This is a genomic window from Hydrogenophaga sp. 5NK40-0174, assembly GCF_040372165.1.
GTDB lineage: Bacteria > Pseudomonadota > Gammaproteobacteria > Burkholderiales > Burkholderiaceae_C > Hydrogenophaga.
Genome location: NZ_BAABWG010000013.1, coordinates 1 through 2239 on the forward strand (window position 1 = coordinate 1; position 2239 = coordinate 2239).

Genomic DNA, 2239 nt, shown 5'->3' on the forward strand with positions numbered 1-2239 from the left:
CTCTTTGACGTCGTAGGCAGCACGCTCGGCGTAGTTGCCACCAGCCTGGGCGTTGAAACCGCTGCTGTTGACCTGTGCGCCCACAATGTCGATGTCACCGCCGGCCACGATGTTCATGCCGCCGCCCACGTTCCAGGTGTTGCCGCTGTTGGTGATGTCAACATCACGCGAGACGCGGGTGACCTTGGTGCTGGCCGTGCCGCCCCAGGTGTCGTACTTGTGCGAGTACTCGAAGCTGCGCACGTGGCCCTTCTGGGCGGTGGAGAGCGAGATGTTCTCGCCAGCGTTCTGGCTGGCGCCGTAAGTGTGTACGAGACAACCGGCCTGTCACCGGCGAACTTTTCAGTATTGCTCCGTCTCAAATCACCTGCGCCAAATAGTAGTTCTTTGCGCAATCGCGCAGCCTCGTTCAGGTACCCGCTTCAGCGCTCTTGGCGCCATCGGGCTCCAAACAGAACTTATCAATTAGCCTTTGAATCTTCTCTCTGCTCTCAGGGTGAGCGCGCTCATACTCACGCATAGTTCTCGCGAAGCAGCTCTTTACTTCTTCTTCCGAATAGCAGCCACTGGCCGGATCCAAGCCACTGTACGCCGTGAGTGTAGAGGCGACAAACATCGCCCCCTCCGAACTATCCTGGCGATAGAGTTCCCAATCCGGGTCGCCTCCCGCGCCTCCCAGCTCGAAAAGGCCTTCCAAATGATGCTCAATCGCATCTACTTCCCGAGCGGGAAAGGCATTACCTACACAGTAGATGAGTGGTAGTTTCTCAACTCCCACTTTGGCTGAGTCATACCAAGTGTAGTTGCCACCAAGAGTTTTCTCTGTCGCGCGACGCCAAATCATCATTGCTTACTTGCTGGATATGCAGTAGGAACGTACACCGTCCCTTTGAACGAGCTAATTGGCACTTCGAACTTGATGCCGCCAACTTCCACAATTTCCATTGAACTCGTGCCCCCACCTTTGTTCCATTGATAGACAGCCTTGCCCACTGCGTCATTCGCCATAGTGGACATTTGAGCATCGCTGTAAATATTTGAATCGTAAACGGTCTTGATTTGGTTTTTCCCGACAGTACCCGGCAATCGATACTCAACCTGATAAATACCAGGCGCCAATGGAACCGGGCTACCCATTATTTGCCCTCCATTGGCTTGAAGCATCGCATCAAAGTTCTGCATATTGTGCCCACCAGCGATTTTGCTAGGTTGCCCCTTTCTGTTGAAATTGATCTCAGCTTCAATCAAATGTTTGCCAATAGGCGTATCGACTTGAGCAGTCCCCTCCGGTACCAGTCCGTCTCGAGGCCGGACAGCCACACCTCCGGCAAAATTTCCATCAGCGTTGACGTTATTCTCGATCCTCGTTCTGGCAATCGCAACCTGCTCTGCTTGGGTGATCGTCGCATTAAGCTTCAAGCGTTCCGCCTGAGTCAAGACGACACGCGTTCCGCCAGCGGCGGTCATACCCGCTCCGCTAGCCAATGACAGGACATCAACGAATGCCTCACCACGAACGCTGGGATCATCGCTGGAAAGCCGTGCCTTAAGCTCCGCTGGGATGCCCGCAATTCCTTTGACCGCGTCCACAACCGTCTGGGTTGCACCCTTTTCCCACAAGCTCTCTACTGTAGCAGCCACTCCAGCTCCGCCCAGGACCAGCATGCCTGGTGGCGTGAGCTTTATCAGGCCCTTGCCAATGCCATACAGGAAGGGGTTATCGGCAGCTTGTTGGTATTCAAATGCTTTATTGAGAACGCTACTTCGTTCCGCCAAATCCACGTAATTTCCGTATTGCCCTTTGTAAGTCGACGCTGCGTACTGAATGGCAAGAGCCCAACCTTGACATTCCGTAGAAGCAGGGTTTCTACAGGCCTCCTCAATCTGCGCATCCCGCCATGCGTCCAATTGGTCAAGCCTGTTTATCTCCGCGCGAATTTCATCTTTGCAGGTGTTGTCTTCGCAAGACTGCAGCGCCTCTCTCAACCGAAGGCGATCGCTCGACTCTTGATGTGTCAAGAAGTTGTTCTCTGCCGCATTCACTCCCGTTGCCATCGCCAGAGTCATATCTTCGGCATCCCCCCCCAGCAAGTAAGCGCCTCCTGCCGCTGTCAGTTTTGAAAGGTTGAGCACATCTGCGCGAATCTCTTTGATTTGTGCGAGTAAGGCTTCGTTAGTCGGGTCCTTCTTGAGCTGTTCTTCCAGATCTCCCAGGCCTTGACTGTTCCCATACCAACCA

The 2239-nt window shown here is 54.1% G+C and carries 3 protein-coding genes; all 3 read right to left on the minus strand.

Annotation, left to right across the window (positions count from 1 at the left end; all coding sequences use genetic code 11):
* A partial coding sequence (locus tag ABWV89_RS18795; RefSeq protein WP_353400594.1) for a hemagglutinin repeat-containing protein occupies positions 1 to 243 on the minus strand: 243 nt, incomplete at its 3' end.
* A gap of 166 nt (positions 244 to 409) precedes the next feature.
* A complete protein-coding gene (locus tag ABWV89_RS18800; RefSeq protein ID WP_353400597.1) occupies positions 410 to 847 on the minus strand; it encodes a hypothetical protein in 438 nt (145 codons plus the stop codon).
* Positions 844 to 2239 (minus strand): CdiA family toxin C-terminal domain-containing protein (locus tag ABWV89_RS18805; protein ID WP_353400600.1); only part of this gene is annotated, 1396 nt, incomplete at its 5' end. The genes ABWV89_RS18800 and ABWV89_RS18805, both read right to left, overlap by 4 nt.